Origin of the sequence: Streptomyces sp. NBC_01232 (assembly GCF_035989885.1) — a bacterium.
GTDB lineage: Bacteria > Actinomycetota > Actinomycetes > Streptomycetales > Streptomycetaceae > Streptomyces.
This window is the reverse complement of the sequence record NZ_CP108518.1, coordinates 4,721,740-4,748,397: the sequence shown is the minus strand read 5'-3', so window position 1 is coordinate 4,748,397 and position 26,658 is coordinate 4,721,740. Positions and strand designations below refer to the sequence as shown.

24 protein-coding genes are annotated in these 26,658 nt (G+C 72.0%); 13 read left to right on the top strand and 11 right to left on the bottom strand.

The window, feature by feature from the left end; genetic code table 11:
• The first annotated feature begins 619 nt into the window (after nucleotides 1-619).
• Together OG444_RS21925 and OG444_RS21920 are read left to right on the top strand one after the other, a co-directional pair.
• A complete protein-coding gene (locus OG444_RS21925) occupies nucleotides 620-1,870 on the top strand; it encodes a zinc ribbon domain-containing protein (RefSeq protein WP_327263788.1) in 1,251 nt (416 codons plus the stop codon).
• Nucleotides 1,871-1,996: 126 nt separating this feature from the next.
• Entirely contained in the window at nucleotides 1,997-2,749 is a 753-nt protein-coding gene (locus OG444_RS21920) for a hypothetical protein (RefSeq protein ID WP_383196500.1), read from the top strand.
• Between the two features lie 49 nt (nucleotides 2,750-2,798).
• Here the strand turns inward: OG444_RS21920 and OG444_RS21915 are convergent, their stop codons facing one another.
• Nucleotides 2,799-4,562, bottom strand: coding sequence for a BACON domain-containing protein (locus tag OG444_RS21915; protein WP_327263786.1), 1,764 nt, complete (start codon nucleotides 4,560-4,562; stop codon nucleotides 2,799-2,801).
• A 287-nt stretch (nucleotides 4,563-4,849) separates the two neighbouring features.
• On the opposite strand from OG444_RS21915, the gene radA reads away from it, so the two are divergent.
• Complete coding sequence (radA, locus tag OG444_RS21910) at nucleotides 4,850-6,262, top strand: DNA repair protein RadA (protein WP_327263785.1); 1,413 nt, start codon at nucleotides 4,850-4,852, stop codon at nucleotides 6,260-6,262.
• Nucleotides 6,263-6,444: 182 nt separating this feature from the next.
• Nucleotides 6,445-7,569, top strand: coding sequence for a DNA integrity scanning diadenylate cyclase DisA (disA, locus tag OG444_RS21905; protein WP_327263784.1), 1,125 nt, complete (start codon nucleotides 6,445-6,447; stop codon nucleotides 7,567-7,569).
• 69 nt (nucleotides 7,570-7,638) lie between these two features.
• Here the strand turns inward: disA and OG444_RS21900 are convergent, their stop codons facing one another.
• Nucleotides 7,639-8,373 carry a hypothetical protein gene (locus tag OG444_RS21900; protein ID WP_327263783.1) on the bottom strand — a complete coding sequence of 245 codons (735 nt, stop codon included), beginning with the start codon at nucleotides 8,371-8,373 and terminating at the stop codon, nucleotides 7,639-7,641.
• A gap of 222 nt (nucleotides 8,374-8,595) precedes the next feature.
• Here OG444_RS21900 and OG444_RS21895 point away from each other — a divergent pair, with 222 nt between their 5' ends.
• The 7 genes from OG444_RS21895 to OG444_RS21865 all read left to right on the top strand — a co-directional run bounded on the left by OG444_RS21895 (nucleotide 8,596) and on the right by OG444_RS21865 (nucleotide 14,876).
• Nucleotides 8,596-9,219 (top strand): phosphatase PAP2 family protein, encoded by a 624-nt coding sequence (locus tag OG444_RS21895; RefSeq protein WP_327263782.1) that lies wholly within the window; start codon nucleotides 8,596-8,598, stop codon nucleotides 9,217-9,219.
• A gap of 23 nt (nucleotides 9,220-9,242) precedes the next feature.
• On the top strand, nucleotides 9,243-10,184 hold the full coding sequence (locus OG444_RS21890; protein ID WP_327263781.1) for an A/G-specific adenine glycosylase: 942 nt from the start codon (nucleotides 9,243-9,245) through the stop codon (nucleotides 10,182-10,184).
• A 185-nt stretch (nucleotides 10,185-10,369) separates the two neighbouring features.
• Complete coding sequence (locus tag OG444_RS21885) at nucleotides 10,370-10,930, top strand: SigE family RNA polymerase sigma factor (RefSeq protein ID WP_030010715.1); 561 nt, start codon at nucleotides 10,370-10,372, stop codon at nucleotides 10,928-10,930.
• Between the two features lie 35 nt (nucleotides 10,931-10,965).
• A complete protein-coding gene (locus OG444_RS21880) occupies nucleotides 10,966-11,607 on the top strand; it encodes a hypothetical protein (RefSeq protein WP_327263780.1) in 642 nt (213 codons plus the stop codon).
• A gap of 29 nt (nucleotides 11,608-11,636) precedes the next feature.
• On the top strand, nucleotides 11,637-12,350 hold the full coding sequence (cseB, locus tag OG444_RS21875; RefSeq protein ID WP_327263779.1) for a two-component system response regulator CseB: 714 nt from the start codon (nucleotides 11,637-11,639) through the stop codon (nucleotides 12,348-12,350).
• Nucleotides 12,347-13,663, top strand: a complete 1,317-nt coding sequence (gene cseC / locus OG444_RS21870) for a two-component system sensor histidine kinase CseC (RefSeq protein WP_327263778.1) — start codon at nucleotides 12,347-12,349, stop codon at nucleotides 13,661-13,663. Before cseB ends, cseC begins: the two co-directional genes overlap by 4 nt.
• A 70-nt stretch (nucleotides 13,664-13,733) precedes the next feature.
• Nucleotides 13,734-14,876 (top strand): LamG-like jellyroll fold domain-containing protein, encoded by a 1,143-nt coding sequence (locus OG444_RS21865; RefSeq protein WP_327263777.1) that lies wholly within the window; start codon nucleotides 13,734-13,736, stop codon nucleotides 14,874-14,876.
• A gap of 61 nt (nucleotides 14,877-14,937) precedes the next feature.
• Here the strand turns inward: OG444_RS21865 and OG444_RS21860 are convergent, their stop codons facing one another.
• Nucleotides 14,938-15,531, bottom strand: coding sequence for a M23 family metallopeptidase (locus OG444_RS21860; RefSeq protein WP_327263776.1), 594 nt, complete (start codon nucleotides 15,529-15,531; stop codon nucleotides 14,938-14,940).
• A 343-nt stretch (nucleotides 15,532-15,874) separates the two neighbouring features.
• Between OG444_RS21860 and OG444_RS21855 the strand changes: the two genes are divergently transcribed.
• Nucleotides 15,875-18,838, top strand: coding sequence for an NACHT domain-containing protein (locus OG444_RS21855; protein ID WP_327263775.1), 2,964 nt, complete (start codon nucleotides 15,875-15,877; stop codon nucleotides 18,836-18,838).
• Nucleotides 18,839-18,921: 83 nt separating this feature from the next.
• On the opposite strand, the gene OG444_RS21850 is transcribed toward OG444_RS21855, so the two are convergent.
• Nucleotides 18,922-21,447 carry an ATP-dependent Clp protease ATP-binding subunit gene (locus OG444_RS21850; protein WP_327263774.1) on the bottom strand — a complete coding sequence of 842 codons (2,526 nt, stop codon included), beginning with the start codon at nucleotides 21,445-21,447 and terminating at the stop codon, nucleotides 18,922-18,924.
• A 463-nt stretch (nucleotides 21,448-21,910) separates the two neighbouring features.
• Between OG444_RS21850 and OG444_RS21845 the strand changes: the two genes are divergently transcribed.
• Complete coding sequence (locus OG444_RS21845; RefSeq protein WP_327263773.1) at nucleotides 21,911-22,504, top strand: SCO3374 family protein; 594 nt, start codon at nucleotides 21,911-21,913, stop codon at nucleotides 22,502-22,504.
• On the opposite strand, the gene OG444_RS21840 is transcribed toward OG444_RS21845, so the two are convergent.
• The 7 genes from OG444_RS21840 to OG444_RS21810 form a co-directional block, all read right to left on the bottom strand.
• The gene (locus tag OG444_RS21840) at nucleotides 22,483-22,821 is read right to left on the bottom strand and encodes a histone-like nucleoid-structuring protein Lsr2 (protein ID WP_053175663.1); all 339 of its coding nucleotides are present in this window, start codon (nucleotides 22,819-22,821) and stop codon (nucleotides 22,483-22,485) included. The two genes, OG444_RS21845 and OG444_RS21840, sit on opposite strands and share 22 nt — an antisense overlap.
• A gap of 165 nt (nucleotides 22,822-22,986) precedes the next feature.
• Nucleotides 22,987-23,517: an amino-acid N-acetyltransferase gene (locus OG444_RS21835; RefSeq protein WP_327263772.1), complete on the bottom strand. Its 531-nt coding sequence runs from the start codon at nucleotides 23,515-23,517 to the stop codon at nucleotides 22,987-22,989.
• 11 nt (nucleotides 23,518-23,528) lie between these two features.
• The gene (locus tag OG444_RS21830; protein ID WP_327263771.1) at nucleotides 23,529-23,981 is read right to left on the bottom strand and encodes a BlaI/MecI/CopY family transcriptional regulator; all 453 of its coding nucleotides are present in this window, start codon (nucleotides 23,979-23,981) and stop codon (nucleotides 23,529-23,531) included.
• 101 nt (nucleotides 23,982-24,082) lie between these two features.
• On the bottom strand, nucleotides 24,083-24,247 hold the full coding sequence (locus OG444_RS21825) for a hypothetical protein (protein WP_327263770.1): 165 nt from the start codon (nucleotides 24,245-24,247) through the stop codon (nucleotides 24,083-24,085).
• 14 nt (nucleotides 24,248-24,261) lie between these two features.
• On the bottom strand, nucleotides 24,262-24,825 hold the full coding sequence (locus tag OG444_RS21820; protein WP_327266878.1) for a hypothetical protein: 564 nt from the start codon (nucleotides 24,823-24,825) through the stop codon (nucleotides 24,262-24,264).
• Between the two features lie 98 nt (nucleotides 24,826-24,923).
• The gene (locus OG444_RS21815) at nucleotides 24,924-25,109 is read right to left on the bottom strand and encodes a DUF397 domain-containing protein (protein ID WP_030389722.1); all 186 of its coding nucleotides are present in this window, start codon (nucleotides 25,107-25,109) and stop codon (nucleotides 24,924-24,926) included.
• 388 nt (nucleotides 25,110-25,497) lie between these two features.
• Nucleotides 25,498-26,628 (bottom strand): threonine aldolase family protein, encoded by a 1,131-nt coding sequence (locus tag OG444_RS21810; RefSeq protein ID WP_327263769.1) that lies wholly within the window; start codon nucleotides 26,626-26,628, stop codon nucleotides 25,498-25,500.
• Nucleotides 26,629-26,658: the final 30 nt, after the last annotated feature.

Sequence of the window (26,658 nt, the reverse complement as noted above, 5' to 3'; positions counted from 1 at the left end):
GCCGCGCTGACGGAGCGCGTCGGCTGGTGCGCCGACCTGGCATCAGGCATGGTCTCCGAACTGCTGGCCGCGCACTGGACCGCCCCCGATATGGAGGCGCTCATCTCCGGTACGGACGACGGCGGCAGGAAGTTGCCGTCACAGGCATGGATGGCGTTGCGTCGCCTCGGCTGGAACGCCGGACCGCCCGAGGGGATCCGGGTCAATGACCGGATCGTTCGTATGGCACAGGAGCAGGCCGGGCGAATTCTGCGTTCAGCGGGTTGGCGCACCGGCCTGACTGCGGCAGTGATCGCCACCTGGCCCGCCGACCCGGCCAAACGCACGGCACAGGAGTGGGAGGCCGTCCGCGCAGCGGTACCGGGTGGGCGACACTTGCCGACGAGTGCCATCAGGGCACGTACCCGACAGGTCTCCGTGTTCCTCGGGAAGCACAAGCGGCTGCCGGTCCATGTGTTCGACCTAGAGGCCACGCCCAGGACACCGCGCACGTTGCTCCTGTCGGCGTGCGACCGGCAGCAGGCCACCATCGAGCGAATCGGTGATCCGCATCATGCACTGGTGCGCCTTCAGCTCCCCAACCGCCCCGACCCGCGGTCCTACAAGGAACTGGACCTGGGTGGCCTGCCTCCTGAGGCTGCCGCCCACGATTCCGGCGGGCGCGGTGCTGCACCTGCCCACGCTCCGCCCGCAGCAAGGTCGCGTCCGTGCCGATGTCGCGTACACCCACCCGGTACCGAGAAGCACAGGCGGCGGGCACACGATCGCGCTCGGCGTGGACTGGGGCCTGAACACCCTGCTCAGTGCAGGCGTGGTCCGGCTTCATGGCGACGGACGGATCACCGCCCGAGGGGCCGGAGGCATGTTCCGGGCGGCCGGCGTCCTCGCCAAGCAGCACCGGCTGCGCCGACTCTCCGAGCGCCTGCACTGCAAGGCCGACCACTACCGGAGCCTCATCGCCGGGAATGAGCAGCACCCCCTCGCCGCCCGGCACGCGGTTCTCCGCGAGGAGTGCGACCGGGTCGGCGCACGTCGGTCGAGCCTCAACGATGCGTTGGCCCGGGCCGCCTCTCGGTGGGCGGTCGACCAGGCCATCGCCGCCGGAGCGAGCGTCATCTACGTCGAAGACCTCCGCTCAATGGAGGCGGGCGGCATGGGACGGACGATGAACACGCGTCTTTCCCAGCAGGTGCGCGGGCAGATCGTCGACCGCTTGCGACACATGGCGGGCGAGTCGGGCATCGCCGTGGTCACCGTTCCGGCACGCGACACCTCCAGGCACTGTCCGCGGTGCCTCACCCCGCTACGGCACCGTGCGGCCCCGGACCGGCTCACCGCACCCGGCTGGAAGTGGGCCATCTGCCCCGCCTGCTCCTGGCAGGGCGACCGCGACCAGGGTGCCTGGCAACGGATCGCATCGCGCGGCCTCACCCACCAAGGCAGAACGATCACGAGCCGGGCCTCCGGAACCATGGCCATCCGCGCGGTCGTGGACACGCTGGAAGCCGGCGCAACCATCACACCGGCCGCGCGGAGACCAAGCCGGCTGGACCGGTCGAAAACCGGAGCCACCCGCCGCAGAACCACACGTCCGGCGCCCCGGCGACGCCGGACACCCTCCCCCGCCGGGCCCCCGGGCCCAGCAGGCCAGCGTCCGGAGGGACACGCCCACACGGACCGGAAACCGCTGCCCCGCGCAGCCCACCGGCACCAGGACGTGACGACGATCAGCACACCCACCGCCCGTCGGCACCGGCCGAGAGGAGCGGCACTGGGCGCAGGTTTCCACCTCCACGCCCACGCCACCCCTCCCTGGTGGGAACTCGCCCGTGAACCCGACACTCCGTCCGGTCCGGGATCATTCTGCTGATCTGAGACGCTTGTGTTTGTGCCAAATACGAAGAAGGCCAACAAGACCCGGTCGCAGAAGGACACGGGCAAGGACACCGTCAAGGGCAAGGGCAGCGCCAAGGCCAAGGGCGGCAAGGAGAAGGTCGTGGTCGTCGCCGACGAGAAGGGGCTGGACTTCCCCCGGGCCTGGGTGGAGTTTCCCGACCCCGCCGACGACGAGCAGGTCTTCCGATGTGACCTGACCTGGCTCACCTCCCGCTGGACCTGCATCTTCGGCAGTGGCTGCCAGGGCATCCAGGCGGGCCGGGCGGACGACGGGTGCTGCACGCTCGGCGCGCACTTCTCCGACGATGACGACGAGAAGCGCGTCGCGCAGCACGTGGCGCGGCTGACGCCCGAGCTGTGGCAGTTCCACGACGTCGGCAGCGAGAGCGGGTGGACGCAGCACGACGACGACGGGGAGAAGCAGACCCGCCGGTGGGACGGCGCGTGCATCTTCCTGAACCGGCCGGGGTTCCCCGCCGGGGCCGGGTGCTCGCTGCACATCCTGGCCGTGAAGGAGGGCCGGGAGCCTCTGGAGACCAAGCCCGACGTCTGCTGGCAGCTGCCGATCCGCCGGACCTACGACTGGATCGACCGGCCGGACGACACCCGCGTGCTGCAGGTGTCGATCGGTGAGTACGACCGCCGCGGCTGGGGTCCGGGCGGCCACGACCTGCACTGGTGGTGCACGTCGGCCACCTCGGCGCACGGTGCCGGGGAGCCGGTGTACGTCTCGTACCGCCCCGAGCTGACGGAGCTGATGGGCAAGGAGGGGTACGACGCCCTCGTGGAGCTGTGCGAGGCGCGGCTCGCCTCGCTGCTGCCGATGGCCCCGCACCCCGCGGATCCTGCCTGACCGCCTGACCGCCCGACCGTCTGACCCCGTCCCGCTCGGGCCGGCCCCGTCAGGGGGCCTGTGACGCCGACGGGGCGGGGTCCGGGGCGGGGGAAACCGTTCCGCCTGAGCCCTCCGTCGGTGTCGGCCGGGGCGTCGGGGAGGGCGGCGGGATCGTCGGCTCCGTCGGGGACGGGGTCGGGGTGGGCGGTTGCGTCGGGTCCGGGGAGGGCGCCGGAGTGCCGGGCTGTGTCGGGTCCGGGGTGGGCGGGGATGTCGACGCGGGGCGGCCCCGGCCCTGGATGGAGACCACCGCGCCGCTCGGGTCGACTCCGACCCGGGCGCTCCAGGCGCCGACGGGCTGGGCCTCGGGGTCGACGGCGATCCGTAGGGTGACCGATTCTCCTGGGGCCAGCGTGCCCGCGGTCCGGCTCGCGCGCAGCCAGGGGGCGTCGGACCAGAGCCGCCAGTCCACCGGGGCGCCGCCGGAGGCGGCGAGGGTGAGCAGGGTGACGGAGCCCTGCGAGGACGCGGCCACGCTGAGGCGGCCGGGGTTGCCGGTCTGGTCGGGGGTGGCCGGCGGGCCGGTGCTGATCACCTCGACGGAGACGTCGGAGGCGGTGTCGCTCTGGGCGAAGCCGGGGCCGCTGGTGGTGCTGGCGGCGTTCCCGGCGTTCTCGTAGGCGGTCAGCGGGTGTCCGTCGGTCCGCGCGGTGGGGAGTTCGGACTCGCTGGCGGAGATACGGGTGGCGTCGCCGCCGGCGTGCTCGCCGACGGCGGGGTCACCGCGGTACGCCGCCCACAGTGCCAGGACCGGGGCGGCGACGACGGTGGCGACCACGGTGGTGGTCACGACCCGGGCGCGCAGCCGGTCGCGGCGGGCCGCGCGGTCCTTGGGATCCATGGGGAAGCCGGTGCGGTCGAAGCGCGGGGCGGGGCTGCGGCCGCGGCCCCGGCCGGAGCGGAGCATCGCGGCGTGGACGGCGGTGCGGGGGGCCGGTACGAGGGGGAGCGCGGCGGTGTTGAGGCCGCCTGAGCCGGGCCAGGGGCCTGCGGCGCCGACGCGTTCGGCGACGCGGCGGCACCGGGGGCAGTCGTCGACGTGGCGGACGAGCTCGGCGCGCAGGGTGCTGGAGAGCAGGACGTTGCCGTCGCCGTCGTCGCCGGTGAGCCGGGAGACGCCGGGGCAGTTGCCGGTCTCGACGACGGCGAGGGCGGCGCGGGTGCGCTCGACCTCGCAGGCGGCGCCGGAGAGCAGCTCGCGGGCGGCGGCCGGAGGTGTGCCGAGGACGGCGGCGAGTTCGGGGACGCCGAGCCGGTGGCGGACGGCGAGTTCGAGGGCTTCGCGCTGCTCGGGCGTGGTGCCGGCGGCTTCGGGCCAGGCGAGCCGGGCGAGCTCGGTACGGCGGTAGGCGCTCACGTCAAGAGGCCGGTGGGCTTCCCGGCCGTGGTCGGGGGCCGTTCCGCCACCCGGCGCACGCTCGTGCTCGGTGTGCTCCGGCGCACGCCGGGCGGAATGCGCTCCCAGTCGCGCGCGCCGGTGCTCCGCGAGCCGGTGCAGGCAGCCCCAGCGGGCGAGTGCGTAGAGCCAGGCGCGCCGGTCGCCCTCGTCGGGGCAGCGGCCGGGATGCCGCTCGGCCACGGCGAGTACGTCCCCGAGCACGTCGGTCGCGGTGTCGTGGTCGCACAGGACCGACAGGCAGTACGTGAACAGGCCGTCCAGGTAGGGCTCGTGCCGGAACGGCGGCGGCTGCTCGCCCTCGTGGGGCATGCGCCCGTGCGCCCGGTGTGCGCCGGTGCGCGCTGAGGAGTGTGCCTGGCTGCTGCTGTTCACCTGGCGACCGTAGGCGGCGCGCCGGTGGCGGCCTGGAAGCCTTCGCCACATTTAGCCCTTAAGGGTGAACAGATCGGTGAGGCGCTGACGCAGGCCCTGACGCGGTCGGACCGGCAGGCCCTGATCCCCTGCCGCTACGGGCACGCCGGGAGCCGCCGCCGCGTCCGGTGGCGAAGGGCGATCCCCCGTCGGACAGGTCCGTGGCGACACCTTCGCAGCGCGGCGGCCGGGCCCCGCCACCGGCACCGCGGTCCGGCCTGTCGGTGGGTGCGGCTACCGTGAACGCCATGGCTGCCCGCACTGCTCGTTCATCCGCCAAGGACCGGCCGTCCTACCGCTGCACCGACTGCGGCTGGACGACCGCGAAGTGGCTCGGACGCTGTCCCGAGTGCCAGGCCTGGGGCACCGTCGAGGAGATGGGCGCGCCCGCCGTGCGGACCACCGCCGCCGGCCGGGTCTCGACCGCCGCCCTGCCGATCGCGCAGGTCGACGGCCGGACCGCGACCGCCCGCAGCACCGGCGTGGACGAGCTGGACCGCGTCCTCGGCGGCGGGCTCGTGCCCGGCGCCGTGGTGCTGCTCGCCGGTGAGCCCGGCGTCGGCAAGTCGACGCTGCTGCTCGACGTCGCGGCGAAGGCGGCCAGCGACGAGCACCGCACGCTGTACGTGACGGGCGAGGAGTCCGCGAGCCAGGTGCGGCTGCGGGCCGACCGGATCAACGCCCTCAGTGATCACCTCTATCTGGCTGCCGAGACCGATCTGTCCGCCGTGCTCGGGCACCTCGACGCGGTGAAGCCCTCCCTGCTGGTCCTGGACTCCGTACAGACCGTCGCCTCCCCCGAGATCGACGGCGCGCCCGGCGGCATGGCCCAGGTGCGGGAGGTGGCCGGGGCGCTGATCCGGGCCTCCAAGGAACGCGGGATGGCCACCCTCCTCGTGGGCCACGTGACCAAGGACGGCGCCATCGCCGGCCCGCGTCTGCTGGAGCACCTCGTCGACGTGGTGCTGAGCTTCGAGGGCGACCGGCACGCCCGGCTGCGGCTGGTGCGCGGCATCAAGAACCGTTACGGCGCCACCGACGAGGTCGGCTGCTTCGAGCTGCACGACGAGGGGATCACCGGGCTCGCCGACCCGAGCGGGCTGTTCCTGACCCGCCGCGCCGAGGCGGTGCCCGGCACCTGCCTGACCGTGACTCTGGAGGGCAAGCGCCCGCTGGTCGCCGAGGTGCAGGCGCTGACCGTGGACTCGCAGATCCCCTCCCCCCGGCGCACGACCTCGGGCCTGGAGACCTCCCGCGTGTCGATGATGCTGGCGGTGCTGGAGCAGCGCGGCCGGATCACGGCGCTCGGCAAGCGCGACATCTACAGCGCCACGGTGGGCGGGGTGAAGCTCACCGAGCCGGCCGCCGACCTGGCGATCGCGCTCGCGCTGGCCTCGGCCGCCAGCGACGTCCCGCTGCCGAAGAACCTCGTGGCGATCGGGGAGGTCGGCCTGGCCGGCGAGGTGCGGCGGGTGACGGGCGTGCAGCGGCGTCTCGCGGAGGCGCACCGGCTGGGGTTCACCCACGCGCTGGTGCCGGCGGATCCGGGCAAGGTGCCGGCCGGGATGAAGGTCATCGAAGTGGCCGACATGGGCGACGCACTACGGGTGTTGCCGCGCGGGCGGTCCCGCACGCCGGCCAGGGAGCGGTCCGCGGAGTAGCCCGCCCTGGGGGGACGGCCCCCTGGTCGGCGGGCCCGTACGGGGCCCTCCCGGGCCGTACCTGGCCAAGCCACGGCGGGGCCGCGGCGCGCGCCGGTAGACTTCTGGATGGTCCGCCCGGCCGTACGCACGTCCTCGTGCCCGCGGCGCTGGGCGGCGCAACCCGCGACCGGAGGAGTGCAGTGGCAGCCAAGGACGGGGCAGCAGCATCCGGCAAGTCGGGCGCCGGCTCCAAGCAGGAGGCCATGATGCGCGCCTCGCTGAGCGCGGTCGCACCTGGTCAGCCGCTGCGTGACGGCTTGGAACGGATCGTCCGCGGCAACACCGGCGGGCTCATCGTCCTCGGTATGGACAAGAACGTCGAGGCGATGTGCACCGGCGGCTTCGTCCTGGACGTGGAGTTCACCGCGACCCGGCTGCGCGAGCTGTGCAAGCTCGACGGCGCGCTCATCCTCGACAAGGACATCACCAAGATCCTGCGGGCCGGTGTGCAGCTGGTGCCGGACGCCTCGATCCCGACGGAGGAGACGGGCACGCGCCACCGCACGGCCGACCGCGTCTCCAAGCAGTGCGGCTTCCCGGTGGTGTCGGTGTCGCAGTCGATGCGGCTGATCGCGCTGTACGTGGACGGTGAGCGGCGGGTCCTGGAGGAGTCCGGGGCGATCCTGTCGCGGGCGAACCAGGCACTGGCCACGCTGGAGCGGTACAAGCTGCGCCTCGACGAGGTGGCGGGCACGCTGTCGGCGCTGGAGATCGAAGACCTGGTCACCGTCCGCGACGTGACGGCGGTCGCGCAGCGGCTGGAAATGGTCCGCCGGATCGCGACCGAGATCGCCGAGTACGTGGTCGAACTGGGCACGGACGGGCGTCTGCTGTCGCTGCAGCTGGACGAGCTGACGGTCGGGATCGAGCAGGAGCGGGAGCTGGTCATCCGGGACTACGTGCCGGAGCCGACGGCGAAGCGTTCCCGCACGGTGGACGAGGCGCTGGCGGAGCTGGACGCTCTGACGCATCCGGAACTGCTGGAGCTGGCGATCGTGGCACGGGCGCTGGGGTACACGGGCTCGCCGGAGACCCTGGACTCGGCGGTGTCGCCGCGCGGGTACCGGCTGCTGGCGAAGGTTCCGAGGCTGCCGGGCGCGATCATCGAGCGGCTCGTGGAGCACTTCGGGGGCCTGCAGAAGCTTCTGGCGGCTTCGGTGGACGACCTCCAGGCCGTGGACGGCGTGGGCGAGGCCCGGGCCCGCAGCGTCCGCGAGGGCCTCTCCCGCCTGGCCGAGTCGTCCATCCTGGAACGCTACGTCTAGGCCGTACAGGGGCCCGGCCCGCGTCCGCCGGGCCGTCTCGTCCGCGGAGACGGCCGAGGGCGCACTGCTCTAGTCCTGCTTCAGGACGAAGGAGGTACGGGCCACCGGCATGCCCGGGGCCTTGACCTCGACCACGTAGGTGTCGGGAGCCGCCGACCCCGCCGGGGGCGTCTGGCACTGGTCGGCCGCGCTGAACCTGCGGTCCCAGTCCAGCGACTGCTTCGTCTCGCCCTGTGCCGGCAGGCGGAAGAAGGCGTTGCCGGCGCCCGCCGGGCAGTCCGCCGAGGACCACACCGCCTTGTTGCTGCTCGCCTGAAGGATGGTCAGGACCGCCTGCTTCGGGCCGAGGTCGACCTTGCAGGTGGTTCCGGAGGTGTTGCGGGCGACCAGTTCGAGGCGGGGCTTCTCGCTCGCCTCGTACTCGTTCTTCACGCTCTTCACCTCCCACTGCAGCGATCCCGGCGCGCAGGTGGGGAGCGGGGAGTCCGCCGGGACCGCGGCCGGGCCGCCCGCGGCGCCGCCGGAGCCCTGGCCGCCGTTCGAGCCCGTACCGCCGCCCGGTTCGCCGTTCTTGCCCGCGCCGCCGGTGGAGCCCTCGGAGCCCGTGGTTCCGCCGCTGCCCGACTCCGGGCGCCCGCCGGGGGCCGCGCTGATCGCGGGCCCGGTGCCGGCCGGGCCCGGGGTGATGGAGCCGACGGGGTCGGGGCCGCCCTGGCCCTTCCCGTTCGTACTCGTCCTCCCCCCGCCGGAACTGACGGTCCATACGGCGAGGAGCGCGAGGAGCGCGACAACGGAAGCCAGCACAGCCCTCCGTCGCCAGTAGATGGAGGAGGGGAGCGGCCCGACCGGATTGCGCAGAGATCCCACGGACGGAACTTTACGAGAGTTCGCGGCCCGATCAGTGCCCCACATGCCGCGCAGCGGGCTCGATTTGCCGATGATCATCCCGCGGGCGCAATCGGGGCGCTCAGATCCGGCCAAAGGGTTGATGCCGAGATTAATCCGCTTTGCGTACGTTCGGTGAGCATGGACAGCTCCAGCTCCGGCCTCTACCGCTCCGTCACCGATTTCGCCCACCGGACACCCTCGTGGGTGCAATCGGCCTTCGAGATCTGGACGGGCTACGGGCTGCTCCTCTTCGGCGTGCTCCTCGCCGCCGTGTGGTGGCGCTCGCGCCGCCGGAGCGGACCCGAGGCGGTGGCACTGGCCGTCCTCGCCCCGGTGGCCACCGCCGTCGCGTACGGCGCGTCCGAGTTCGTGAAGTCCACCGTGGCCGAGGAGCGGCCCTGTCGCGCGGTGGCCGGGGCCGCGGCCCCGCTGGTGCCGTGCCCGGGACCCGGCGACTGGTCGTTCCCCAGCAACCACGCGGTCCTCGCGGGCGCCGCCGCCGTGGCGCTGACCCTGACCGTGCGCCGGCTCGCCCTGCTGACCGTGCCGCTCGCGCTGCTGATGGCCTTCTCCCGGGTCTTCGTCGGCGTGCACCACCCGCACGACGTCGCGTTCGGCCTGCTGCTGGGCGGCTCGGTCGCCGCCCTCGTCGTCCTCGCGCTCGCCGGCCCCGCCGGTGCGCTCGTCGCCGCCGCGCGGGCGGGCGGGACTCCGGCCGCCCGCTGGTTCACCGGTCCCGGTCCGGCGCGCCGAGGGAGATGAAACGTGCCAGGATGCCGTCTGCCATGACTGCATCTCCCGCTTCCTCCCCGGCCGTATCCCCCGACTCCGCCCACGCGCTGCACTCCCCCGTCATCACGTGGTTCGACGAACACGCCCGCGATCTGCCCTGGCGCCGCCCCGAGGCCGGCCCCTGGGGGGTCATGGTCAGCGAGTTCATGCTCCAGCAGACACCGGTCAGCCGGGTCCTGCCGGTCTACGAGCAGTGGCTCGCCCGGTGGCCCCGCCCCGCGGACCTGGCCGCGGAGGCCCCCGGCGAGGCCGTACGGGCCTGGGGCCGGCTCGGCTATCCGCGCCGCGCGCTGCGGCTGCACGGCGCGGCCGTCGCCATAACGGAGCGGCACGGGGGCGACGTGCCGCGCGACCACGCGCAGCTGCTGGCGCTGCCCGGGATCGGCGAGTACACGGCGGCGGCCGTGGCCTCCTTCGCGTACGGGCAGCGGCACGCGGTCCTCGACACGAACGTCCGGCGGGTCTTCGCGCGCACCACGACCGGGGTCGAGTACCCGCCGAACGCGACGACCGCCGCCGAGCGGCGGCTCGCGCGGGCCCTGCTGCCCGAGGACGAGGGCACCGCGGCCCGCTGGGCTGCGGCCTCGATGGAGCTCGGCGCGCTGGTGTGCACCGCCAAGAACCCGGACTGCGCGCGCTGCCCGGTGGCCGGGCTGTGCGCGTGGCGCCTCGCGGGGAAGCCCGCGCACGAGGGTCCGCCGCGGCGCGGGCAGACATACGCCGGGACGGACCGGCAGGTGCGCGGCAAGCTCCTCGCCGTGCTGCGGGAGGCGGTGGGCGCGGTTCCGCAGGCCGTGCTCGACACGGTCTGGGACGAGCCCGTGCAGCGGGCCCGGGCACTGGACGGACTGGTGGCGGACGGGCTGGTGGAACCGCTGGACGGAGGCCACTACCGGCTCCCCGCATCGCTCCCGCAGCCCCTCCCCCGGACCTGATCGAAGCTGAGGCGCCGCTTCCGCTTCTCGCCGGGAAACCGCAGCTCACGGGGGTTGTTACACAACCTATGGGTGTCCGTGCGTCCACCGAAGGCTGGCTCGCACAGGCCCGTGACAACCCCTCCGTACCTTCAAATCCGTAAGGCAGCGGATGAGCAGGTGGACGGCAGCGGAGGCGGTCTCAGATGGCGCACGGTGAGGTACTCGGATTCGAAGAGTACGTACGCACCCGGCAGGACGCGCTGCTGCGCAGCGCCCGGCGCCTGGTCCCGGACCCCACCGACGCCCAGGACCTCCTGCAGACCGCGCTGGTGCGCACCTACGGCCGCTGGGACGGCATCGCCGACAAGTCCCTGGCCGACGCCTACCTGCGCCGCGTCATGATCAACACCCGCACCGAGTGGTGGCGCGCCCGCAAGCTCGAAGAGGTCCCCACCGAGCAGCTCCCCGACGCCTCCGTCGAGGACGGCTCCGACCAGCGCGCCGACCGCGCCCTCCTGATGGACATCCTCAAGGTTCTCGCGCCCAAGCAGCGCAGCGTGGTCGTGCTGCGACACTGGGAGCAGATGAGCACCGAGGAAACGGCTGCGGCGCTCGGAATGTCGGCGGGAACCGTGAAGAGCACTCTGCACCGCGCGCTGGCCCGCCTCCGGCAGGAGCTGGAGAGCCGGGATCTGGACATGCGTGCGCTGGAGCGCGGTGACCACACCATGCGGTACGAGGGGCGTGAGCGGTGCGCGGCCTGAATGGCCAAGGTCTGTCCGGAGGTTCTCTGGTGCTGATGTCGGCGGGGACGGTCGTCCTCGTCGGCACAGCCGTGTTCGCGGTCGGTTGCGCCACCGGTGGCACCGGTCTGCGCGACGGCGGCCCGGCCCGCACCGATGCCGTGTCCAGGAGCGCGTCGTCGGGCCCCTCGCCCGGCGACTCCTCCGTCCCGTCCTCCGCCTCGTCGGGCCGGCCGGTGAAGAAGGTCGACCCGGTCGGGCTCCTGATGAAGGACCCCAAGGTCGGTGCCGAGATCAAGCGGGACCTCAAACCGTGTGCGGGCAAGGAGTATCCCGTGGACGTGAGTTACGGCAGGGTGACCGGCAGCCCCGTCGTGGACATCGTCGTCAACGTCCTGTCCTGTGCCGACGCCCTGGGCCGCGGAACCTACGTGTACCGGGCCGAGGGTGACTCGTACGAGAATGTGTTCTCGGACGAACAGCCACCCGTCTACGCGGAGATCGACCGGGGCGACCTGGTGGTCACGAAGCAGGTCTACGGAAAGAGCGACACGCTCGCCTATCCGTCGGGCGAGGACGTGATCACGTACCGCTGGAACGGTGAGAAGTTCACCGAGCAGGACCGAGTTCACTCGGAGTACAGCAACGTGGTCGACGGCGGTGTACCGCCCGCCCCGGTCACGAGTCAGAAGAACTGAGCACAGAAGAACCGAGGCGAGGCTGCCGCATGGCCGAGACCCATGTCCTGTTCGTGGAGGACGACGACGTCATCCGTGAGGCCACGACCCTGGCGCTGGAACGCGACGGGTTCGTGGTCACGGCCATGCCCGACGGCCTGTCCGGACTGGAGTCCTTCCGCGCGGACCGGCCCGACATCGCGCTGCTGGACGTGATGGTCCCGGGCATGGACGGCGTGAGCCTGTGCCGCCGCATCCGCGACGAGTCCACCGTTCCGGTGATCATGCTGTCGGCGCGCGCCGACTCCATCGACGTGGTGCTGGGCCTGGAGGCGGGCGCCGACGACTACGTCACCAAGCCCTTCGACGGGTCCGTGCTCGTCGCCCGGATCCGCGCCGTGCTGCGCCGCTTCGACCACTCCGGCGGACCGCAGAACGGCGGACCGAACGCGGCCGACAACGGCGCGGACTCCGAGCGCGGGGTGCTCTCCTTCGGCGACCTGGAGGTGGACACCGAGGGCATGGAGGTCCGCCGGGCGGGCGCCGCCGTGGCACTGACGCCGACCGAGATGCGGCTGCTGCTGGAGTTCTCCTCCGCGCCCGGCACCGTGCTGTCGCGCGACCGTCTGCTGGAGCGGGTCTGGGACTACGACTGGGGCGGCGACACCCGCGTCGTGGACGTCCACGTCCAGCGGCTGCGCACCAAGATCGGCCAGGACCGGATCGAGACGGTCCGGGGCTTCGGATACAAACTCAAGGCATGAGACGGTTCACGCTCCGCACGGGCATCCGCTGGAAGATCACCGTCGCCATCGCCTCCGTGGGCGCCCTCGTCACGATCGCGTTGAGCCTGGTGGTGCACAGTGCTGCCCGCGTGTCGATGCTGGAGAGCGCCCGCGAGGTGCAGCTGGACCGCGTTCAGTTCATCTCCCGCAATGCCGACGCCGGGCGCAAGCCGCCCATGGGCGCCAAGCTCAACGATCCCGAACTGCCCGCCGAACTGCGGCACAAGGTGCAGTCGGGACGGCGCGGTACCTACATCCAGGAGCGGCCGCACGGCCTGCCCGAGGTGTGGGCCGCCGTACCGCTCGGCAACGGGCAGGTCCTGTCGCTGCACACGCAGTTCCGGGAGAGCGCCAACCTCATCCCCGACCTGGACCGGGCCCTGGTCATCGGCGGCCTGTCCGCGGTGATCGGCGGCTCGGCGCTGGGCGTGCTCATCGGCGGGCAGATCTCGCGCCGGCTGCGCAAGGCCGCGGCCGCCGCCCAGCGGGTGGCGCACGGCGATCCCGACGTACGCGTGCGGGACGCGGTCGGCGGCGTCGTCCGTGACGAGACGGACGACCTCGCGCGGGCCGTGGACGCCATGGCCGATGCCCTCCAGCAGCGGCTGGAGGCCGAGCGCCGGGTCACCGCGGACATCGCGCACGAACTGCGGACTCCGGTGACGGGCCTGCTCACGGCGGCGGAACTGCTGCCCCCGGGGCGGCCGACGGAGCTGGTCCGGGACCGGGCGCAGGCCCTGCGGGCGCTGGTCGAGGACGTACTGGAAGTGGCCCGGCTGGACAGCGCGTCGGAGCGGGCGGAGCTCCAGGACGTGGCCCTGGGCGAGTTCGTGGGCCGGCGGGTGACGGCGCTGATGCCGGAGGCGACCGTACGGATCGTCGCGGACGAGATCGTCAGCACCGACCCGCGGCGCCTGGAGCGGATCCTGGGGAACCTGCTGGCCAATGCCGCGCGGTACGGGCAGCCGCCGGTGCAGGTCGACGTCGAGGGCCGGGTCGTACGGGTCCGGGACCACGGGCCGGGCTTCCCCGAGGCCCTGTTGCGCGAGGGGCCGAGCCGGTTCCGTACCGGGTCGACGGACCGCGCGGGCGTGGGCCACGGGCTGGGGCTGACCATCGCGGAGGGCCAGGCGCGGGTGCTGGGCGCCCGCCTGACCTTCCGTAACGTGGCCGCCCCGGGCGGCATCGAGCGCCAGGGCGCGGCGGCGGGTGCGGTGGCGGTGCTGTGGCTTCCGGAGCACGCGCCGACGGCGACGGGCAGCTTCCCGATCGTGGGGCAGCCGCAGGCCTGAACCGGGGCGGGCCGGGCGGGACGGCCACCGGGCGGCACTCGCCCGCGGGGCGTGACCTAGCATCCGTGGCATGAGCGACGGTACGAATCCCCCGAGCCACCCGCAGCCCGAGCCCGCCCCCGGCAGCGGCGGATACGGGTTCCCGTCGGGACCGCCCGCCCAGGACGGCTACGGCTATCCGCCGGCATCCGGCGGCTACGGCTACCCGCAGTCCGGGCAGCAGCCGAACCCGTACCAGCAGGACACGGGCGGCGGGCAGTGGCCCCCGGCCCAGCCCGGCTCCCCGTCCGTCGCGCTCCGCGACCCTTCGGACGAGCCGGACTGGGCGGCCATGGCCGACCGTTCGGCGGCCGAGCGGCGCAGGAAGCGGCTGTGGATGCTGGGCGGCGGGGTGACCGTACTGGCGCTGCTGGCCGGTGGAGGAACGTTCTTCCTGCTGGGCGGCGGCGATGACGGAGCCGAAGGGGACACCCCGCCCACGGCGTCCGGCTCGCCCTCTCCGAGCGAACCGACGCCGGACAAGTCCACGCCGGCCGCCTACACCGCCACGGTCGCGGGCGACGACACCCTGCTGCGCAACAGCTACGGCAAGGTGGGCATCCGGCTGGGCCCCGACCTCAGGATCGACCCGCTGGGCAAGCGCTTCCAGGTCATAGGCAAGGGCAACGGGAACTCCTGGGGCCAGTCCGCCGAGCCGGTCGTGGACGTGACCAAGAGCTTCACCCTGACCGCCCGCGCCTACAACTCCGCCGCCAAGGGCTCGCGGATCGTCATGAGCCAGGGCGACGGCGAGTCGTTCTCGTTCGAGCTGGGCGTGAACGAGGTGAAGGGCAAGCAGGCCTGGATCTTCCGCGTGCAGACCGGCGACAAGGGCGCCGCGGCCACCACGAGGACGGTCACGGCCGAGGGCCTCGACATGGTGAAGACACCGACGCTGCTGATGGCGACGTACGACGCCGAGAAGAAGGCCATCGCCCTCTACGTGAACGGCAAGAAGGCCGACGAGACCCAGGTGCCGCCCATCTGGGAGGGCCCGGGCCCGCTCCAGCTCGGCCGGTCCAGGCACCACAACATCTGGACGGGCCCGTGGCAGGGCGCACTGCACAACATCAAGATCTACAACATGGCCTTCACGGCGGAGCAGGCCGCCGGATACAAGGCGGGGAAGCTCGATCCAGCACCGAAGCCGACCCATGGCTGGCTGCTCACCTGATCGGTGGGCGCAGCGGGTCGGCCGGTACGAGGGGTGCCGCGGGGGCGGTGGCCCGGACGGGTCAGATGCTGACGCCGTTGGTGCGCAGGAAGGCCACCGGGTTGACGGCGGAGCCGTAGTTCGGGGTGGTGCGGATCTCGAAGTGCAGGTGCGGGCCGCTGGAGTTGCCGGTGTTGCCCGACAGGGCGATGCGCTGCGAGGCCTTGACCTTCTGGCCGATCTTGACCTGGAGCTTCGAGAGGTGCGCGTACTGCGAGTACGTGTTGTTCGCGTGCTTGATCACGATGGCGTTGCCGTACGCGGGGCCGTCGCCGCCGCCGTTCGGGCCCGACTTCACGACGACACCGGCGGCCGCGGCCTTGACCGGGGTGCCGACCGGGACGGCGAAGTCCTGGCCGGAGTGCTTGTGGGACCACATGTTGCCGCCCTTGCCGAAGGTCGCGGAGAGCGTGTAGTTCTCCAGCGGCTTGTCCCAGAGGCCGGTCTTCGCGGCGCCGGCGGCACCTGCGGCACCGGCCGCCTTGGCGGTGACGGTCGTCTGCGGGGCGTCGGCGAAGGCAGCGGTCGTCCCCGCCCCGAGGGCCAGCACCGCACCGAGAACGGTGGTGCCGACGGCGATACGGGTACGACGGGTGTTGGCGCGCTTCGCGAACATGTGCAGACCTCCGGGGCCGGGGACAAAGGAAAGGGATTCACACCCGTAAGAGGCATGAAGTGACCCGGCACGATGAAGCGCGTGCCGGGCTGGCTCATCCTTGGTAACCCGGGCCCCCGCACTTCCCCAAACGTCCCCCTGCACTACCGGGGCTCGTAGCGGCCCGGGAGTGACGTGGCCCGTTGACGGGATTGGCCTGGGGCGAAACCCCCCTCACAGGCCCTTCCAGGTCTACGAAACCCCCTAGTATGTCCGAATTGCCCTGTGCGGCTTGTCACCGGCCCCGGCCGGGCCGCACCGATTCCGACCCGCGCGAATGTGACCGGCACTACGCTCCGGGCTCGTGGACGCATCCGTGGTGGGGATCCGGCTGGCCTCGGGGGTCGTGGCTCCCCTGATCAAGAAGCTCTTACGGACGGAAGGCCCGGGCGCCGGCCTGGTGGACCGGCCGCAGCGCATCGCCTCCTACGTGGCGTGGCGCGAGAAGCGCGACCTCGACGCGGCGGACCTGCGCAGGCTGGCCGACCGCATCGTGCGCGAGGCCCTGCGGGCCCCCGGGGAGCGCCCCCTCCCCCCGGGCGAGGAGGCCGGCGTGGCGGCCGCGCTCGCCGCCACCCTGCACGCGCTGGGCGACCTCTCCCTCTCCGACGTGGAGGCCGTCCGCCTCGGACCACGGGCCTTCGCCCGCAGGCTCCGGGCCGCCGCCCCGCACCCCGGGCTCTCCCGGGACGCCGGGCTCTTCCACGACCGCCTCGTCGACCTGGCCTGCCTGCACATCCTGAACTTCTTCACCCAGCGCTCCACCTTCGTGGCCGCGACCCTGGTCGACCAGAGCCGGCTGCACGCCGAGACGATCGCCAAGGTGGACGAGCTGCTGACCCGCGTCCCCCGCCAGGACGGCCGCGACAGCGCCTTCGAGGCCCGCTACCTGGACTACCTGGCCCGGCGCCACAGCGCGCTCACCATCTTCGGCCTGGACCTGGCGCCCGGATCGTCGCGCTGGCCGCTGGACACGGCCTACGTGAGCCTGGAGGTCACCGCCGCCCCCGCAGCGGCGGCCGGGGCCGGATCCGGCGCGCACCCCGGCCCCTACTCCCTGCCCGCCGACCGGCTCCTGGACGAGCACCACCGCGTCCTGCTGCGCGGCGAGGCCGGATCCGGCAAGACCACCCTCATCCAGTGGCTCGCCGTCTGCGCCGCCCGCGCCTCGGGCGACGGGCCGATCCCGTACGTCCTGCCCCTGCGCACGCTGACCCGGCACGGCGAGCGGCTCCCCGCACCCCGCGACTTCCTCGCCGGCACCCCGCTGGCCGGGGAGGCGCCCGAGGGCTGGGAGGGCCGCGTCCTGCGCGACGGTCGCGCCCTGCTGCTGGTCGACGGCATCGACGAGATCCCGGAGGCCGAGCGCGAACGCGCCCGGGACTGGCTGGCCGACCTGATCACCGCCTGCCCCGGCAACCGCTGGCTGGTGACCTCCCGGCCCTCGGCGGTCCGGCAGAACTGGCTGGCCGCCGTGGACTTCTCCGAGGTGACCCTCGCCCCGATGAACCCGGCGAACGTACGGGCCTTCATCGAGCGCTGGCACGCGGCCGCGGAGCACACCCCGCCGGAGTACCGGGAACAGCTGCTGGACTCCGTACGCCGCACACCCGACCTGGCCAGGCTGGCCACCAACCCGCTGCTGTGCGGCATGATCTGCGCCCTGCACCGGGAGCGCCGGGGCGTCCTCCCCTCGGGCCGCAAGGAGCTCTACGCGGCCGCCCTGTCGATGCTGCTGCACCGCCGGGACCGCGAGCGCGGGCTGCGCCTGCCCGACCTGGCCGAGGAACCCCAGCTCCAGCTGCTCCAGCGGCTCGCGTACTGGCTGATCCGCAACGGCCGCACCGAGATGGACCGCTCCCGGGCCGAGGCCCTGATCGCGCACGCGCTGCCCGCCGTACCGGCCGCCGGTGTCCTCGGCGCCGCACCGGCCGTGTTCGCGCACTTCCTGGAGCGCACCGGCCTGCTGCGGGCCCCGACGGTGGACACCGTCGAGTTCGTCCACCGCACCTTCCAGGACTTCCTCGGCGCGCGGGCGGCCCTGGACGAGGGCAGCCTCGGCGAGCTGACCGGGCACGCGGAGGACGACCAGTGGGAGGACGTCGTCCGCATGGCGGTGGCCCAGGGCCGCCCGCGCGAGCGCACCGAGATCATCCGGGCCCTGCTGGCCCGCGGGACCAACCGGTCCGTGATCCTCGCCTACGCCTCCCTGCAGTACGCGACCGAGCTCGATCCCGCCCTGCGCGCCGAGGCCGAGGCCGCCGTACGGCACCTGCTGCCGCCTCGGAGCATCGAGGAGGCCGAGGAACTGGGCCGGACCGGCCCGCTGGTGCTGGAGCTGCTGGCCGACCCCGCGACGGCGGACGCGGACGAGGCCCTGATGGCCGTCACCGCCGCCGGCGAGACGCTCTCGGAGCGGGCGATCCCCTATCTGGCCGGTTTCCGGGAGTCCCCGCCGCGCGAGGTCCACCGGGCCCTCGTCTCGCTGTGGGGCCGCTACGACGCCCGGCAGTACGCCCGGGAGGTGATCGAACACCTCCCGCATGACGCGACCCCCCTCCGGCTCCGCCTCGACGCCCAGGCCGACGCCCTGGACACGTTCGCGCGCCCGCCGGGGCTCTTCGTCTTCGACGACGTGTCCCCCCGCGCCCTGTCCGCGCTGCTCTCGCGCGTCCAGGTGAAGGACCTGAGCCTGTCCCGGCTCGTGGACCTCCGCGACCTGGACTTCCTCCGTGGCCAGACCCTGCTGGAGAAGCTGTACATCGACGGGTGCTTCAGGCTCACCGATGTGACGGGCCTGAGCGGTCTGCCCGTGAGGGATGCCACCCTCCACGTGGACGCGCCGGGCGTGGGCGAGGCCATCGCGAGCTGGCCCCTGCTGCGCTCCCTGGACCTGTACGCGTCGTATCCCTGGTCGGCGCGCGACCTCGCACCCGGGGCGGACCTGGAAATGCTGTGCCTGGAGGCCCCTTCGGTGGACGTGACGGATCTGGGCCGGCACACGCGGCTGCGCGTCCTGAACCTCGGCCACCGCTGGCGGCCGCACGGGCGGGCGGACTGGGAGGAGCTGTCCCGGCTGGAGGGGCTGGAGGAGCTCGCCGTACCGGACGAGGCACTGGAGGGACTCGTGGAGCACGCCCGGCTGCCGTCGCTGCAAACCCTGCTGCTGTACGGGGACGAGATGCTGCCGCCGGGGATGGAGGAGACGCTGGCGCAGCGGTTCCCGTACGCAGAGGTGAAGCCCTTCCCCATGGCCTACGAGCAGTGACCCGCGACCGTGCCGAAAGGGGCGGCCCCGGGACTCTTCAGTCCCGGGGCCGCCCCTTTTACCGCTTCACCGCTCGGTCGCGCTTACGCGCCCTTCGACAGGTCCGGGCCGGAGCCCGTGGCCTCGATGGGGGGAAGGTCCGGCAGGGCCGCCTTCTCCTCGCCGCGGAAGGTGAACTTGGCGTCCTCGCCCTCACCCTCCTTGCCGACGACCACGATCTGACCGGGACGCAGCTCGCCGAAGAGGATCTTCTCCGACAGCGTGTCCTCGATCTCGCGCTGGATGGTCCGGCGCAGCGGCCGGGCACCCATGATCGGGTCGTAGCCGCGCTTGGCGAGCAGGAGCTTCGCGTCACCGCTCAGCTCGATGCCCATGTCGCGGTCCTTCAGGCGCTCGTCGACCTTGGCGATCATGAGGTCGACGATCTGGATGATGTCTTCCTCGGTGAGCTGGTGGAAGACGACCGTGTCGTCGACACGGTTGAGGAACTCGGGCCGGAAGTGCTGCTTGAGCTCTTCGTTGACCTTCGCCTTCATCCGGTCGTATCCGGTCTTCGTGTCGCCCTGGGCCGCGAAGCCCAGGTTGAAGCCCTTCGAGATGTCCCGGGTACCCAGGTTGGTCGTCATGATGATGACCGTGTTCTTGAAGTCCACGACCCGGCCCTGGGAGTCGGTCAGACGACCGTCCTCCAGGATCTGGAGAAGGGAATTGAAGATATCCGGGTGGGCCTTCTCGACCTCGTCGAAGAGGACGACGGAGAACGGCTTGCGGCGCACCTTCTCTGTGAGCTGGCCGCCCTCTTCGTAGCCCACGTAGCCGGGGGGCGAACCGAAGAGACGGGAAACCGTGTGCTTCTCGCTGAACTCCGACATGTCGAGGGAGATCAGTGCGTCCTCGTCGCCGAAGAGGAATTCGGCGAGCGTCTTGGAGAGCTCGGTCTTACCGACACCGGACGGACCGGCGAAGATGAACGAGCCACCCGGACGCTTCGGGTCCTTCAGACCCGCACGGGTACGACGGATCGCCTGGGAGAGCGCCTTGATGGCGTCCTTCTGGCCGATGACCCGGCGGTGGAGCTCGTCCTCCATGCGGAGCAGTCGCGAGGACTCCTCCTCGGTGAGCTTGAAGACGGGAATGCCGGTCGCGGTCGCGAGGACTTCGGCGATGAGCTCACCATCGACCTCGGCGACGACGTCCATGTCGCCGGCCTTCCATTCCTTCTCGCGCTTGGTCTTCGCCGCCAGCAGCTGCTTCTCCTTGTCACGGAGAGAAGCCGCCTTCTCGAAGTCCTGGGAGTCGATGGCCGACTCCTTGTCGCGGCGCACGCCCGCGATCTTCTCGTCGAACTCGCGGAGGTCCGGCGGTGCGGTCATCCGGCGGATGCGCATCCTGGAGCCGGCCTCGTCGATCAGGTCGATCGCCTTGTCCGGGAGGAAGCGGTCCGAGATGTACCGGTCCGCCAGCGTCGCCGCCTGGACGAGGGCCTCGTCCGTGATGGAGACGCGGTGGTGGGCCTCGTAGCGGTCGCGCAGGCCCTTGAGGATCTCGATCGTGTGGGGGAGGGAAGGCTCCGCCACCTGGATCGGCTGGAAGCGGCGCTCGAGGGCCGCGTCCTTCTCGAGGTGCTTGCGGTACTCGTCCAGCGTCGTGGCACCGATGGTCTGGAGCTCACCACGGGCCAGCATGGGCTTGAGGATGCTGGCGGCGTCGATCGCGCCCTCGGCGGCGCCCGCACCCACGAGGGTGTGGAGCTCGTCGATGAACAGGATGATGTCGCCGCGGGTGCGGATCTCCTTGAGCACCTTCTTCAGGCGCTCCTCGAAGTCACCGCGGTAGCGGGAACCCGCGACCAGGGCGCCGAGGTCAAGCGTGTAGAGGTGCTTGTCCTTCAGCGTCTCGGGAACCTCGCCCTTGACGATCGCCTGGGCCAGGCCCTCGACGACGGCGGTCTTGCCGACGCCGGGCTCGCCGATGAGGACCGGGTTGTTCTTCGTACGGCGGGACAGCACCTGCATGACCCGCTCGATCTCCTTCTCGCGCCCGATGACCGGGTCGAGCTTGGATTCGCGGGCCGCCTGGGTGAGGTTGCGGCCGAACTGGTCCAGGACGAGCGAGGTCGAGGGCGTGCCCTCGGCCGGGCCGCCGGCCGTGGCCGACTCCTTGCCTCCACCGGTGTAGCCGGAGAGCAGCTGGATGACCTGCTGCCTGACTCGGTTGAGATCGGCGCCCAGCTTCACGAGGACCTGGGCTGCGACGCCCTCGCCCTCGCGGATCAGGCCGAGCAGGATGTGCTCGGTGCCGATGTAGTTGTGGCCGAGCTGGAGGGCCTCTCGGAGCGAAAGCTCCAGGACCTTCTTCGCCCGCGGGGTGAAGGGGATGTGGCCGGACGGGGCCTGCTGCCCCTGACCGATGATCTCCTCAACCTGCTGGCGAACAGCCTCGAGCGAAATCCCGAGGCTCTCCAGGGCCTTAGCGGCGACACCCTCACCCTCGTGGATCAAGCCCAGGAGGATGTGCTCGGTGCCGATGTAGTTGTGGTTGAGCATCCGGGCTTCTTCCTGAGCCAGGACGACAACCCGCCGCGCGCGGTCGGTGAACCTCTCGAACATCGTTTATCGCTCCTCAGAGCGGTCGGGCAGTTCGGGGTCGGTCCCCGCCCTGTCCTTCCGCATGCTAGTCCCGCGGGGCGGGACAGCTCATTCCAACTGCCGACATCCGTCCGCGGCTCACCCCTGCATCAGCGGGAAAACCGGCCCGAAGAGCCGACAACTGCTCCAACTCGATGGTGCGAGACGATGTTCCCGCAGGCCAGGCAGATACCCGTCACGCGTGTACGCCGATGGCGAACGTAGGCCCGTCAAATCAGCGTGTCGCCCCGATCCACTAGGAATGTCTTACCCGTAAGGACTGACACTCCATGCCCGCGGCACCGGTTCCCTCCGCTAAGGGCGAACACAGTTCCGTCCCGAATGCGGGACTCCGGGCTGCATGGATGTTTACGTTCCGCATGTAGATGAGTGCGGTGTGTCACATCGAGCGTAACCCCGCGACGTTTCGGAAGTTGCTCCGGACATGGCCACAACCATCCCGCCGCTCGCCCCGCCGACCGTGCCGATGCCCCGCGTGGCGCCCGAGGGGGACGCGTACGCCTCCTGGTACGGGAGAGTGCTCGGCTGGACCGTCACGGGCGGGCCGCCCGCCCAGCTCGCGACCGGGATCCGGTTCGACGTGCTGGAGCTGCCGTCCGACGCGGGTGCCGCACTGCTGCGCAGGCCGGTCCCCACTGGCCCGGTGGCGGTGATGGGGCGCCGGATGCGGTTCCTGGTGGCCGCCGGGAGCGCAGAGGAGCTGGACGGGCTGCTCGACTGGCTGGAATGGGGCGGGGTCGCCCTCGATCTGACCGCCCTGGGTGCGGGTGGCCGGATCACCGCCCCGGCTCCCCCGGGGCACCCGGGAGAAAGCCCTCGGGGGGCCGCCGTGTGGCTGCGACCCCCCGAGCAGGGGTGTGAGGCACTGCTGCCGGCCCTGCCCGGTCCCGGGCGGGCCGCCGGACCCGCTCGCGGGCCCGATCTCGCACGCCTGGTGGCGGCGGCGGCGACGGAATGCCACCGGGCGCGCCTGGGGCGGCGTACGAAAGGGGTCCGTCAGCCCTTGGCCTTCTCGTAGGCCTCGCGGATCTCGGCCGGGACGCGACCGCGATCGTTCACGTTGTAGTTGTTCTCCTTGGCCCACGCGCGGATCTCCGCGGTGTCCGGGTGTCCGGTCGCCACGGAGCCGCGGCCCTTGGCGCGGGCGGCGGTGGCACGGCCACCGGTGCGGCGGCCGCCCTTGGTGTACGGGTCGAGCAGACCGCGGAGCTTTTCAGCGTTGGCGGTGGTGAGGTCGATCTCGTAGGTCTTGCCATCCAGAGCGAACGTCACCGTCTCGTCCGCCTCGCCACCGTCGAGGTCGTCGACAAGAAGGACCTGAACCTTCTGTGCCACCGGGATTTCCTTTCATCGAAAAGCAGTACGCGGAAAGGAAACCGCTTTTGCCTGGAAAACACAAACCCCCGGGGAGAGGTTCGAGACCGCAACAGGGCGGGAAACGTGCGCGATTCGGACATAGGCCACAGGTGCGCGGAGCGCCGGAAAAGCTGAGGCCATCGATCAGAGGTGCAGAAGCATCCGACTGTTGCCCAAGGTGTTCGGCTTCACTCGTTCGAGACCGAGGAACTCGGCGACACCCTCGTCATAGGAACGCAGGAGCTCCATGTAGACATCGGTCTTGACCGGGGTCTCGCCGATCTCGACGAAGCCGTGCTTCGCGAAGAACTCGACTTCGAAGGTGAGGCAGAAAACCCGGCTCACCCCGAGCGTGCGGGCGGTGCGCAACAACTGCTCCAGCACCTGATGACCGACTCCGCCGCCCTTCAAGTCACGGTCGACGGCGAGAGTGCGTACTTCGGCAAGGTCTTCCCACATCACGTGGAGAGCGCCGCAGCCTACGACCTGACCGTCGGACTCGCGTTCCGCGACCCAGAACTCCTGGATGTCCTCGTAAAGGACGACCGGTGCTTTGTCGAGCAGGATCCGCTGCTGCACGTACTGGTCGAGCAGGCGGCGCAGCGCGGGAACATCACGCGTGCGGGCACGGCGGATCGTCACTGTTTCTGCATGTGCAGAGGAAAACTCTCCCATGGCTGCGGACGCTATCGCCCCGGCTCCTCGGGGCGCTCGGCGGAGTCCCCTTCGGCGGGCGGCGCAGCGGGGGCTTCGGGGGCGGCGTCGGCCCCGGACTCGTCGTCGTGCTGGACGACCCGCACGGCGTCCCGGAGGGCTTCCCGCTGTTCCGCGGACATCATGCCGAAGAAGGCCACGAGGGCGGCCGCGGGGTTGTCGCTCGTCGACCAGGCTTCGTTCATCAGTGCGGCCGAGTAGGCGGCGCGGGTGGAGACCGCGGTATATCGATAGGCGCGGCCTTCGGCTTCCCTGCGGACCCAGCCCTTCTGATGAAGATTGTCCATAACGGTCATGACCGTGGTGTACGCGATGGACCGTTCCTGCTGGAGGTCTTCCAGTACTTCCCGAACGGTGACCGGGCGGTTCCACTGCCACACCCGTGTCATCACGGCGTCTTCGAGTTCTCCCAGGGGGCGAGGCACACCAGCACGATAGTGCGGCTTGTGCGGAATTGCCCGACTATTCACTCGGCAACGCGCAACAAAATCGGGCGCGCGGCCGGTGAAGCCGCACGCCCTCGGGGTTACTTCTGCTGCTGGGCGGCCTCGGCCCGGGCGATCACGGCGTCGACCGCCGCGTCCTCCTTGGCCTTGTTGGCGCCGCCCTGGCTCTTCACGATCGTCACGACGAGAGCGATGAAGAACACGGCCATCACAAAGGGGGGCACGAGCGCGGAGACGTAGTCCATGCCCCACAGCGTAGCTACCCGGCGGCCCGCCCGGCCGCCGGGGGCGGGGCGGGCTTGCGGCGCGGCGGGAACACCTCGCCGGGGGTCGGGATCGGACGCTCGGGGCGCGGCGGCTCCTCGGGGCGCGGCGCCGGGCGCGGCGGCTGATCGTCCTTGTCCTTGCCGCCGGCCAGGGCCAGCAGCCGGGTACGGGGAGCGGGGGCGGTCGACAGCCGCCGGCGCACGGAGCGCTCCGCGACGGTCCGGACCCGTTCCAGCAGCGCGGCGGCGACCGGATTGGCCCGGAGCGCGCGCAGGGCGGCGAGGTCGTCGGGCTCGGGCTCGTACCCGGCCGCCAGCGCGTCCTGCAGCAGCTCCAGATAGCCGGAGAGGCTGCCGGGCAGGGCGCCGCGGTAGCGGGCGAGGTCCGCGAGGAGGAACGCTCTGAGCCGGCCCGCCTCCTGGACCGCGTCGTCCACCGACTGCGCGAGACGCAGGCAGTCCTGGACCTCCTCGGCCGCCAGGGGGGCCGAGGAGGACTGAAGGGCGTGGGCGAGGAGGCGCCTGAGCAGGTGCAGCTCAGCGGCGCTGAACGCCATGCCGCCGCGGGATCCGTAGGGCGTGGGCATGGGCCGAAGATACGCGCTAATCGGACAAAATCCCCTGATCGTGGACGCGGCGCGGCGCGGCGGGTCCCTCAGCCGGTCTCTTTGACCGCACGCAGGAAGTCGGCCCAGGCGGCCTGGGTGGTGGCGAGGACGAGGTGGGCGGGGTCGGCGCGGTCGGCGACCTTGACGAGGGCGCCGGGCGCCGTCGCGACGTAGACGCAGGCGTCGCCCTCACTGCAGAACGAGGACTTCCGCCACGCGGGCTGAGTGGTCATGGTGTCTCCTCCGGGCGCGGTGGCCGGTAATTGCCGTGAAGGGACGGTAACGCCGCGGCCGTTCCGAGCCGGTAAGTTTCCGGAATTCGGTGTTTCGCCGCTTCCCTCCCGGGGTGCGGGGGCCGCCGCGCGGAGTGCCGCCCTTCCCTTCCGAAAACCGGGCTCCGCCCGGCGGCGGTCCTCCCTCGTGCGGCGGCGGCACCGGACACCGGCACACCCACCCCCTAGGTCGTCTCTTTCGGATCTTGTCGGTCGGGCCCGCGTCGTCCGGTGCCGTGCATCGCAAGGCGGAGGAGCGCCGTTGTACTGGACGTACTGCGGTGCTCCGACAACGCGGCGAGGTGCGGTGCCGGGCGACGCGGGCCCGGCAAGATCCGAAAGAGACGGCCTAGATGCGGGCCACGAAGGCCGAGACCGCCTCCCGGACGTCGGATTCCGTCCAGGACAGGCCCGGCTCCGTGATGTCGAGCTCGGTCACCGCCAGGCCCGGCGGGCCGTCCGCGGACCAGCGGCGGAAGAGCACCGTGCCCGTCTCCTCCGCCTGGCGCAGGCCCGCCTCCGTCAGCCGGTCCGCCTCGTAGGGCAGCCACACCTGGAACTGGTGCGTGTGCGGCTCCTCCGGGTGGATCCGCGCCCACGGGACCCCCGAGTCCGCGAACGCCGAGCGCAGGGCCGCGGCCACCATCCGCGCCTGGGCCACGTACGACGGCAGCCGCGGAAGTTCCCGTTCCAGTCCGGCCAGCGCCGACAGGGCCTGCGGGAACTGCCGGAAGATCTGGCCGCCGTAGCGGTGGCGCCAGACCCTGGTCTCCTCCACGAATTCCCGCGGCCCCGCCAGCGCCGCCCCGCTCAGGCCGCCGAGCGACTTGTAGAAGGAGACGTAGACGGAGTCCGCGAGCCCCGCGATCTCCGGCAGGGTGCGCCCGAAGTGGACGGTGGACTCCCACAGCCGGGCCCCGTCGAAGTGGACCACCGCGTCCCGCTCCCGGGCCGCCCTGGTCAGGGCCTCCAGCTCCTCCCAGGTGGGCAGCAGGAAGCCCGCGTCCCGCAGGGGCAGCTCCACCATCAGCGTGCCGAAGGGCTCCCGCAGGGTCGCGACCTCCTCGGCCGTCGGCTGGCGCGGCTCCGTCGTCGGGTGCGCCACCCGCAGACCGGAGACGGCGGACAGCGCGTCACCCTCCCACCGCTCCGGATGGCTCATCGGGTGCAGTGCCACCACCGGGTTCCCGGTGCGGCCCGCCCAGCACCGCAGCGCGATCTGCTGCGCCATCGTCCCGCTGGGGAAGAACGCCGCGTCCTCGGTCCCCAGCAGGTCCGCGACCTCGCGCTCCAGCGCCGTCACGACCCCGTCGCCGTACACGTCGGCCGGGCCGTCCATGTCGTACGGGGCCTCGGCCAGCGCGCCGAGCAGCTCCCCCACCGTGGGCTCCAGCAGACTGCGGGACAGGGTCCGGCCCGCCCCGCGCCAGGCCGCGACCAGCCGCTTCCTGCGTTCCGTGTCCTCGTTGTCGTCACTCATGAGCACAGATCCTCGCCCCTGTCGCCACCG

Coding starts and splice junctions, on each gene's coding strand:
- radA (WP_327263785.1), top strand. CDS start 4,850: ATGGCTGCCCGCACTGCTCGTTCATCCGCCAAGGACCGGCCGTCCTAC.
- OG444_RS21895 (WP_327263782.1), top strand. CDS start 8,596: ATGGACAGCTCCAGCTCCGGCCTCTACCGCTCCGTCACCGATTTCGCC.
- OG444_RS21890 (WP_327263781.1), top strand. CDS start 9,243: ATGACTGCATCTCCCGCTTCCTCCCCGGCCGTATCCCCCGACTCCGCC.
- OG444_RS21885 (WP_030010715.1), top strand. CDS start 10,370: ATGGCGCACGGTGAGGTACTCGGATTCGAAGAGTACGTACGCACCCGG.
- OG444_RS21880 (WP_327263780.1), top strand. CDS start 10,966: ATGTCGGCGGGGACGGTCGTCCTCGTCGGCACAGCCGTGTTCGCGGTC.
- cseB (WP_327263779.1), top strand. CDS start 11,637: ATGGCCGAGACCCATGTCCTGTTCGTGGAGGACGACGACGTCATCCGT.
- cseC (WP_327263778.1), top strand. CDS start 12,347: ATGAGACGGTTCACGCTCCGCACGGGCATCCGCTGGAAGATCACCGTC.
- OG444_RS21865 (WP_327263777.1), top strand. CDS start 13,734: ATGAGCGACGGTACGAATCCCCCGAGCCACCCGCAGCCCGAGCCCGCC.
- OG444_RS21860 (WP_327263776.1), bottom strand. CDS start 15,531: ATGTTCGCGAAGCGCGCCAACACCCGTCGTACCCGTATCGCCGTCGGC.
- OG444_RS21850 (WP_327263774.1), bottom strand. CDS start 21,447: ATGTTCGAGAGGTTCACCGACCGCGCGCGGCGGGTTGTCGTCCTGGCT.
- OG444_RS21845 (WP_327263773.1), top strand. CDS start 21,911: ATGGCCACAACCATCCCGCCGCTCGCCCCGCCGACCGTGCCGATGCCC.
- OG444_RS21835 (WP_327263772.1), bottom strand. CDS start 23,517: ATGGGAGAGTTTTCCTCTGCACATGCAGAAACAGTGACGATCCGCCGT.
- OG444_RS21825 (WP_327263770.1), bottom strand. CDS start 24,247: ATGGACTACGTCTCCGCGCTCGTGCCCCCCTTTGTGATGGCCGTGTTC.
- OG444_RS21820 (WP_327266878.1), bottom strand. CDS start 24,825: ATGGCGTTCAGCGCCGCTGAGCTGCACCTGCTCAGGCGCCTCCTCGCC.
- OG444_RS21815 (WP_030389722.1), bottom strand. CDS start 25,109: ATGACCACTCAGCCCGCGTGGCGGAAGTCCTCGTTCTGCAGTGAGGGC.
- OG444_RS21810 (WP_327263769.1), bottom strand. CDS start 26,628: ATGAGTGACGACAACGAGGACACGGAACGCAGGAAGCGGCTGGTCGCG.